8 protein-coding genes are annotated in these 8,579 nt (G+C 36.0%); 1 reads left to right on the top strand and 7 read right to left on the bottom strand.

The genetic code is table 11. The features are described from left to right. A partial coding sequence (locus tag M901_RS14600) for a putative inorganic carbon transporter subunit DabA (RefSeq protein ID WP_021278980.1) occupies positions 1-889 on the bottom strand: 889 nt, incomplete at its 3' end. Further along, entirely contained in the window at positions 886-2,382 is a 1,497-nt protein-coding gene (locus M901_RS14595; RefSeq protein ID WP_021278978.1) for a proton-conducting transporter membrane subunit, read from the bottom strand. The genes M901_RS14600 and M901_RS14595, both read right to left, overlap by 4 nt. 133 nt (positions 2,383-2,515) lie before the next feature. On the opposite strand from M901_RS14595, the gene M901_RS14590 reads away from it, so the two are divergent. Beyond that, positions 2,516-2,812 carry a winged helix-turn-helix domain-containing protein gene (locus M901_RS14590; protein WP_021278974.1) on the top strand — a complete coding sequence of 99 codons (297 nt, stop codon included), beginning with the start codon at positions 2,516-2,518 and terminating at the stop codon, positions 2,810-2,812. On the opposite strand, the gene M901_RS16825 is transcribed toward M901_RS14590, so the two are convergent. The 5 genes from M901_RS16825 to M901_RS18440 all read right to left on the bottom strand — a co-directional run bounded on the left by M901_RS16825 (position 2,813) and on the right by M901_RS18440 (position 8,570). After that, positions 2,813-5,059, bottom strand: a complete 2,247-nt coding sequence (locus M901_RS16825; RefSeq protein WP_021278981.1) for a response regulator — start codon at positions 5,057-5,059, stop codon at positions 2,813-2,815. 7 nt (positions 5,060-5,066) lie between these two features. Continuing rightward, positions 5,067-6,335, bottom strand: a complete 1,269-nt coding sequence (locus tag M901_RS14580; RefSeq protein WP_021278976.1) for a PotD/PotF family extracellular solute-binding protein — start codon at positions 6,333-6,335, stop codon at positions 5,067-5,069. 109 nt (positions 6,336-6,444) lie between these two features. Continuing rightward, a complete protein-coding gene (locus M901_RS14575) occupies positions 6,445-7,062 on the bottom strand; it encodes a hypothetical protein (protein ID WP_198295411.1) in 618 nt (205 codons plus the stop codon). Positions 7,063-7,147: 85 nt separating this feature from the next. Further along, on the bottom strand, positions 7,148-8,389 hold the full coding sequence (locus M901_RS14570; RefSeq protein ID WP_021278979.1) for a cytochrome P450: 1,242 nt from the start codon (positions 8,387-8,389) through the stop codon (positions 7,148-7,150). Between the two features lie 13 nt (positions 8,390-8,402). Beyond that, complete coding sequence (locus M901_RS18440) at positions 8,403-8,570, bottom strand: TauD/TfdA family dioxygenase (protein WP_369793759.1); 168 nt, start codon at positions 8,568-8,570, stop codon at positions 8,403-8,405. Between the last annotated feature and the right edge of the window lie 9 nt (positions 8,571-8,579).

The raw sequence follows: 8,579 nt of genomic DNA, 5'->3' as shown, positions 1-8,579 counted from the left end.
AGTTAACAAATTCATCTAAAAAGAGTAAATCATAAGCCATTCTGATAGCTAGTATATCGACTAGCTTACACTTTATCTCACGCTGAGATATTTCATGTGAACGTTCTCTTTCAAATTCAAACTTCTTTATAAATGAGGCCCAGCCAAGGACCGTATAAATTAATCTATAGTAGTAATCGCTTAGTTCATTTTCATTTATTCTTTTCTGTAAAAGAATTTTCTTTGTGAGATATTCAATTGCCTCTTCTGATCTAGTTGGAAGCTCTTTGATAAATCTAGCAAATTTATTCTTATCTAATCCAAAGGGACTTTGATAAATGATCAATGATTTCCACCATGAATAAAGATTCTGCTGGTCTTTAATATTCCACAAGGCTTGACCTTCATCAAAATAAGCGGCGGCCCATTTCGAAACCTCATCAGTGATTTGACTTGTTAGATCGCTCTTGTTTTCCTGATCAAAGAGATCACTAAGACATTTCTTTTTTATGAATTCAATTTCAATATCAGAAGATTTAATATAGTCGATAAGATCTTTGAGAGATATGTTTGTCGATACACTTTTTCCATGTAGTTTTACTGCTGTTTCGAGATCGTAATCAGTAATCTCACCTCTTTCATATTGCTTTAAGAAGTATGACTTCTTAGGAAAAATTCCAGTTCCAGAAATACCTTTCAGATACTGAGAAACTTCAGTAAAGTTCTTATCTTTAAATCCAAAGAATGGATTAACAGCAACGTGGTCACGAATATCCCAAATAGGAGTGACCTGTTGCGAGACAACCTGAATGGCCTCTGCTACAAGAATACTTGTATCAGTAGGGTGCTCATAATTCATTTCATGATTAGTGATTTGCCCATGCTCTACGAAACGATTTAAATCTTTCATTTCAAACCTCCATTAAGAGCTCTTACATAGATCCACTTACCAATACTTGTTCGTGACAAGAGCTCCAGTGAGTTTTGAATAATGAAGAGAGTAATAAATATGACTACTGAGCTAGAAAGTATGACTAACTCAGCATTTGAATCAATAGAAACTGGTCCTGAGACAATCTCCACTAAAGCACTTGAAACAATACTTGTTAAAGCAAAATATACAAAGACCATGGCCGAAGTGACTTTTAGGGCCTGACTTCTTGAAGTCGATAATATAAAGACCTGTGACACTGCAAGAGAGAGAACGATCAACAGTGCTACTTTTCCTAGATCGTTTAAGATCTCTTGGTCAAAAATTTTAAGACTGAATAGCATTAGTGAGACTGTGATGCCCCCAATAAGAAGCGAATGCTGTATTGTAGGACGCTTCATATTCTTAGGGAAATATCTACTCACTCTACCTATTTCTACAGCAGAACCAGAGTTTAGAAATGCATAGGCCTTATAAAAGGCATGCCCAACAATATGGATTATGGCAACAGAATAAGCCCCTACACCACATTGAAACATCATAAAGCCCATTTGAGCTATCGTGGAATAGGCTAAATTCTTTTTGATACTCGTTTGAGTAAACATCACTACTGTTGCCCAAAATGTCGTCGCACTTCCAACAAATGCGAGTAGTATTAACACTGTTGGTGATTGTGATAAAAGAGGACTCATTCTAATAACAAGGTACCCACCGGCATTTATTATTCCCGCATGCATAATTGCAGAAACTGGTGTTGGAGCTCCCATTGTATTTGGCAACCAATGATGAAAAGGCGTTAATACAGACTTCGCCATTGCTGAAATTACAATACTTGCCGTGGCAATAACGAGATAGAGCTTGTTGGTATCATTTACTTGTATATTTTGAATTTGATTAAAGATAACCTCAAAATCAAAACTTTTGAAAACCAGAAAGATAAAGAAGCTGGCCACAACTAAAAAGACATCACTTATTCTATCAACTGTTAACTTCTTCTTTGCCGTTATCATCGCTGATCTGTCATCTTCTAAATGCGATAGCAGTTTAAAGAGAAAATGTGAGATAGCAAAAAAGGAGAATATTAAGAGAATAAAATTTGGTGACATTAACATCAGAAGAACTGATGAGATTAAAAGAGATAAATTTCTTAAAAAGTTCTCCCTTTCTAGATCATCTTGCAAATATCGAATGGAATATCTAAAAACAATATTTCCTATAAGAAGAACAGTTGTCGAAATTATCCCCGAGAGAATATCAAGCTTAAGCCCCAGAGGCATAATTGATGAAAACTTCCAGACCGATAGCTCAAGCGGCACTCCAGAAATATAAGTCATTACACTCAGAGTAAGTAGTATTACTGGCCCTAAACTATTAATTAGAATTGTCCTAAAACCTAGGTCACACTGATCTATTCGCCTCGTTAATATGGGCAGAATAATAACAAGCGGTAGTAAGTAGCTGAAATTATACATCCTATCTCCTTTCCATAGGACGATATCAGAACATTTTAATTCATGCAAATTATTTCATGTATCAGCGTGCATGGATAATATTTCATGTATTTTTTCGCAGGAAATACTGTATATTATTTTCACTGGAGGATTAATGGACAATAATAGGCCAAGCTGGACTTTCTTTAGTAATCACGGACACATATACTTCTTGCTCGCAGCCAACGAAGATATAACAGCACGCGAAATTGCGATGCGTGTCGGAATTACGGAGCGTGCAGTCTTAGGAATTATTCAGGATTTGAATGAGGCCGGTTATATCATTAAGAAAAAAGTGGGAAGAGCAAACCGCTACAGTATTATCTCAGATAAAACATTGAGACACCCTCTTGAATCAAATGTGCTACTCAAAGACCTAGTCGATTTGATTAGTAAGGGAAAAGAAAACTAGTTACTTCTCGTACTTGATTAGAACATCCCTAAGTTTATCAATCTTAACAGGCTTGCTGATAAAATCAGTCATTCCTGCTTCAAAGCATTTCATCTTATCATCATCGAAGGCATTTGCCGTCATCGCGACGATAGGTAGCTCACTCGCATTGTATTTTTCTCTAATCTTTTCAGTTGCAGTGACCCCATCCATGACAGGCATCTGCATATCCATAAAGATAAGATCAAATTTTTCTTTAAGACACATCTCAACTGCGACTTGACCATTCTCTGCGACAAGACAGCCTAGACCAAGTTTTGAAAGATAGGACTCAATAACTTTCACATTAATCTTATTATCTTCGACGACAAGGATTTTTAAATTTGAATCGTTAAAATTCAGAGCTCCTAGAGAAGGACTTTCGGCGACTAAAGCTTCTGTTTCCTTTAAGTTTAGTTCAAGAGTGAATTTTGACCCCTCTCCCTTTTGACTTTCAGCATAGAGCTTCCCCCCCATCAAATTTGCAAGATTCAAAGAAATAGAGAGTCCAAGACCCGTTCCACCAAACTTTCTCGTTGTAGAAGCATCGGCTTGAGTAAAAGGTAAGAAAAGTTTTTCAAGAGCTTCATCAGAGATTCCAATTCCAGTATCAGAGACATGAAACTTAAAATTAAATACTCCATCTTCTAACTCTTTAACTTCAATAATCAGATAGACTCCTCCAACTTTTGTAAACTTTAAGGCGTTAGAGAGAAGATTGATAACAATTTGTTTGATTCTTGTTACATCACCAATCACAAATTGTGGCACCTTACCTTCAATCTTAGTTTTGTAACTTAAACCCTTGTGAATAACTCTATCTTTGAAAAGAAATGATATCTCACCGATACACTTTTCGAAGTCAAAAGGGTGGGGATCGATTGTCAGCTTACCTGCTTCAATTTTACTAAAATCCAGGACATCATTAAGAATAGTCAAAAGATTTTCCCCACAAGAATCAATTGTCTCAACCATATCTTGCTGCTTTTCAGTTAAAGAACTTTGTCGCAAGAGAGTAACCATTCCAAGAATACCATTCATTGGAGTTCTAATCTCGTGAGACATATTTGCTAAGAATTCAGATTTACTTCTAGTTAATCTCTCAGCTCTTTCTTGTTCTCTTTTCATTCGGAGACTAACTTTCTTAAAAATATCCGCGGCCTTAGCGAGCTGACCAATTTCATCATTTCGCTCAAGACCAGGGATCTCTTGATTAAGATTTCCCCCGATAAAACTTTTAAATGTTTTTGATATGTCCTGAATTTCATAGGCCACTTGTTTTCTAAAATAAATGGCAATGATGAGCATCAGAACTAAACCTGTAATACCAATAACAATAGTCCTTCTGACATTTTCCTCGAAACGACTATCACTCATTTTAAGAAGTTCCTCTAAACGAATGAGAGTTTCTTGTCTTAATTTCTTCGAAACTGTCGTAAACTCTAACGTGTAGCCGGCCATAACCACATTTACAAGAGAAAGGTAAATTCTATTTGCCTGAATGGCCTGATCAAAGAGAGAGTTAAAACGTTCTATATATCCTGTAAACTTTAAGTAACTCTTACTCCCCAATTTAGATTTATTCTTTCTTAAATAAGAATCAAAGTCCCCTAAAACACTTGTTAAATTTCTCTTATATCGATAATCTCTTTTTGAAAGAAATCCTGTCGCGTTGATATTTATTCGAGACCAAAAGAGGTGAATATCATTTAAAATCAAATGTATTTCAGCTCTTTTTTGATTTCTTTCCAGAGAGTCAATATAGCTTTCAACTTCGCTCCAGAAGTTTGGAAGATCTTTTGATAAGATTTTTTCACGATAATCATAGCGCTTCTTTAATGAATCGATATTCTCCCCATAAGATTTTAAAATATTTTGAAGAGTAGAAATTTGATCCTTAGTTTCCTTCTTATCAATTGAGTTTGAGACCTTATGAAGTTCTTCCTTTATTGACTCATAGCTCTTCTTGATTTTATTAAGTACAGAAGAGCTTCCCGTCATACCATAGACAGTCGTTAGTCTTTGAATTTCAGAAATCTCTCTGTTGATATTAATAATTTTTGAAGAATTAATTGTTAGGCGTGAAATTTCTTTTTGACTCTTTCTCTCAAGGCTAGATACTTGATAGAAATTAGCGACTAGGGCTAAGAAAATCCCAAGAACAACGGCAAACCCAATAACAACTTTCGTTGCTATTGAACTATTATTTAAGGCCTTGAGTATTTTCATGGCAGTCCTAGGCGTTTAAGAATTCATACCACTTGTCTAAGCTGTAATCATAATTACTCATAACAGTATTCCAAACGGCAATATTACTAAATCGATTAATATATGAACCACCATTTCTAAATTGACCTTTCTTAACAGAGACTCTACCATCTGTTCCCTTAAGATCTACTCTAGCAATCTCTCCCCCATACCAGTAATCCCACTCATCCTTACTCATAAGAGGTCTTGATCTCTCTGGGTTGGAGATATAGTAACCTTGTCTTGCAATAAATGCCCCTGGTTCACCAGAAAGCCACCAATTCATATATTCATAGGCCGCATCTTTAACATGCCCTTGAGTTTTCGAAGAAAGACACATGACACCATGCCAAGCCCTGTATCCTTCTTTAGGAGCGGCATAACGAACAGGGACACCCAATCCTCTCGCCCCAGAAACACCAGGTGAGAACATACTTTCTATAACAACTCTATTTTTAACCATGAAGTCAATTGATTCTGGAACTGAAGACCAAAAACCTCCAAAATGTCCCTCTTGCTTTTTCTTAATTAAGATAGAGAAGAGTTTATCAATTTCTTCAGTTGTCATATTTCCGATGTCTTTAAATTTCATAAGTCCTTGTGCCTGAGCAGCAAGTGCCATATCGAAAATTCCTATCGTCGGAGCATTTACAATTCCAACCTTTCCCTTATAACGATCATCTAAAAGCCATGCCCAGCTCTCTGTTTTATAGGCTTCTCCAGCGGGGATAATATTTGTATTGTAACCAAATGAATCAACATTATGAACATAAGGCATAAAGCTAATCTTCTTTGAATCCTGACTACCAAGTTTCCCATCATCTTGTACATAGAGTAGCTTATATGGCGCATCTCCTGCCCCAAAACTTGCCTGAGGTGAAATCTTTCCTGTCTTAGTAATAGTATTGATTTCCTTCCAATACTTTAGGCGATCGATTTCAATTCCTTGAATGGCCTTTGCAGACCAAAGAATATTAATACTATCTGACCACTGCTCATAGAGATCAAAACTTGCTGGATCAGACGATGCTTTTTGTAGTACGGCCGCAGAACCTGCAGGAGAGAAAACCAGATTTATTCCTAAATCCTTCATTGCTTTCTTTCTCAACTCTTCTTGTAATGTCACATGAGTCCCAAGAACTCTAACTGTTTGGGTTTTCTTGGCAATAATATTTGGAGCACTTAGTGTACTTGAAACTGCGACACCAGCATGGGCACTCTTAAGCAAAAAATCACGTCGTGATAGTTTATCACTCATAGCTATCTCCTAAATAATTCATGGGTTCGAAATATTTTATCAAGACTTTAACCATAGTAAACAAATGATATTTTCCCCATTATACTTCAATACCAAGTAACGAGTTCAACTATTCTTTATAGATGCTAAGTTGCTGAAATAGCTCAGACTTTCCTTTTAACTTTGGATGATAGGTCCAATAGAAAACGCTCTGAGTGCCTCTATTATAGCAGTGATTTCTTAAGTTATTGAAAAACCGTTTAAATAAACCAGTCCCTCGTGAATGAAAATCGACGAAGCCGTTAATTAAAAGAGTCGTTCTTCTTGTATGAATAAGAGTCGCTCCCGCCACAATATCCGACTCCTGGTTTCGGCAAAGATAGAACTCAAAATTGGCCTTATTCAGCTCGAAGACAGAGAGAATTTTCTTTTGTGTCACGATATTTAAGTTAGAACTATTTGCTTCAACCAGTTTAAGATAATTATTATCAACCGATTGTTGATAACTATATCTTTCTTTCCCACTAATAAAAGTCTCTGTTGTTTTTTCGACAATATACTCTGGTTGCAGAATCATTTTTCCTAGAGAGATATTACTCGGATTAAACTCATTGAAACAATTAAACCATAAGGACTCGCAAGCTAACTGCTTCCTTTGTTTTTCAATTTCTAGCTTTGTAAGGTCTGAAGAAAGAACAAAGTTTGGAGTCATAATGGGGTTATTAAATTGATCATTTTTAAACCCCATTAAATTTTTAGTTTCGACAATATTTTCTCTAAACACTTCTTGGTAAAAATCTAGTACAAGATTTGAAATCCTCATCCTGTAGTACTCACTCTAAGACAATCGGAAGAGATTTAAACCCCGAAAAAGATAGCGAGTAATGATCGCGCACAGAAGGCATCTGACCAAGACGAATATTTGGAAATTTCTCTACAAAGTAAGAGAATAGTTTATTCATTTCAATTCGTCCCAATCTTGCCCCAAGACAATAGTGGGCTCCATGACCGTAAGAGAAATGATTAAATTTCTTTCTACTTAAAATAGGTAAATGAGGGTTTTGGAAAATCTCCTCATCGCGATTGATACAATGAGTACTGATGAAAATGGTTTCCCCTTTTTTCACAATTTGATCACCGATAGCAGTATCTGCTAAAGCAACCCTAAAGATAAAGGTGACCGCAGGATCAAGTCTCTTAAATTCCTCTATCATAGGTATTATAAGTTTTGAATTATCTTGAACCTCTTTTAAAGTTTTTTGATCGTGCAGAAGTTGAAACATGATATTATTAATTTGATCCGTCGTAGTCACTTGCCCCGCAACAAGCATCATAATCGCTTGAGAAATTAGGTCTGCTTCATCAAAGTCAAACTTATTGGCCACTTTCAGCATCCCAGAAAAGAAGTCATTTTCAGGACTCTCTCTTCTCTTAGTTAATAACTCCTTAAAATATTCCCTTAAACTTTGTGCTGCCTTATTAACTCGAATACCATCTTCATTTTCATACGAACTCCCTCCTCCAAAAAAGCCAGTCATAGTATTGGACCAGTCGCTAAATTTCTTCCTATCTTCTTCTGGAATACAAAATAGCTCCGCTAAGATAACTGAGGGAAGTCGAGCGGCAATATCTTGGGCAAAGTCAATCTCTCCAAGATCATTTGTTTTTGCTTCATTGATAAACTGATCTAAAAAGAAAGGGATTTTTTCTGCGTAGTGATCTATGAGTTCATCATTCAGTCCGAAAGTAGCAATACTTCTTCTTTTACGATGATCTTCTCCATCTCTCATCACCATCATTCGAGAGACAACCTCAAAGAAATCAGTAATGAGACTCAAATCCATATTTGGCATTCTCGAAATAAAGAAACTACTACGATCACAACTAATAGCTGGATTCTTTAGTGCCGCTTTTGCAAGAGTTGCCTTCGTCACAACATGAAAGTTTCCTTTAGGCCAAAAATAAATATCTCCAAAAGACTTAACATAACTCACAAAATCATGGTGAAAGCTTGTGACTTGGGCTTCTTTTTTAAAATCATGAAAACCATTCCCATCTTTAACTATTCTTTTCATTACTGTGCTCTCCTTACCTTATTTGTATTCTCTTTAACAATCTCTTCCCCTCTTCACTAGAGATAAGGGCACGTCTTCCGTGTAAGAGAGAATAATTATCAGCAAAGAGTAAGTCCCCCTTGCTCCATTGATGCTCATAGAGATATTTAGAATTTATAATTTTATCTTCTAATGATTTAATGGCCTTATC

The organism is Bacteriovorax sp. DB6_IX (assembly GCF_000447775.1).
Lineage (GTDB): Bacteria > Bdellovibrionota > Bacteriovoracia > Bacteriovoracales > Bacteriovoracaceae > Halobacteriovorax_A.
The sequence above is the reverse complement of the archived record's forward strand: the minus strand, read 5'-3'. Positions and strand labels throughout refer to the sequence as shown.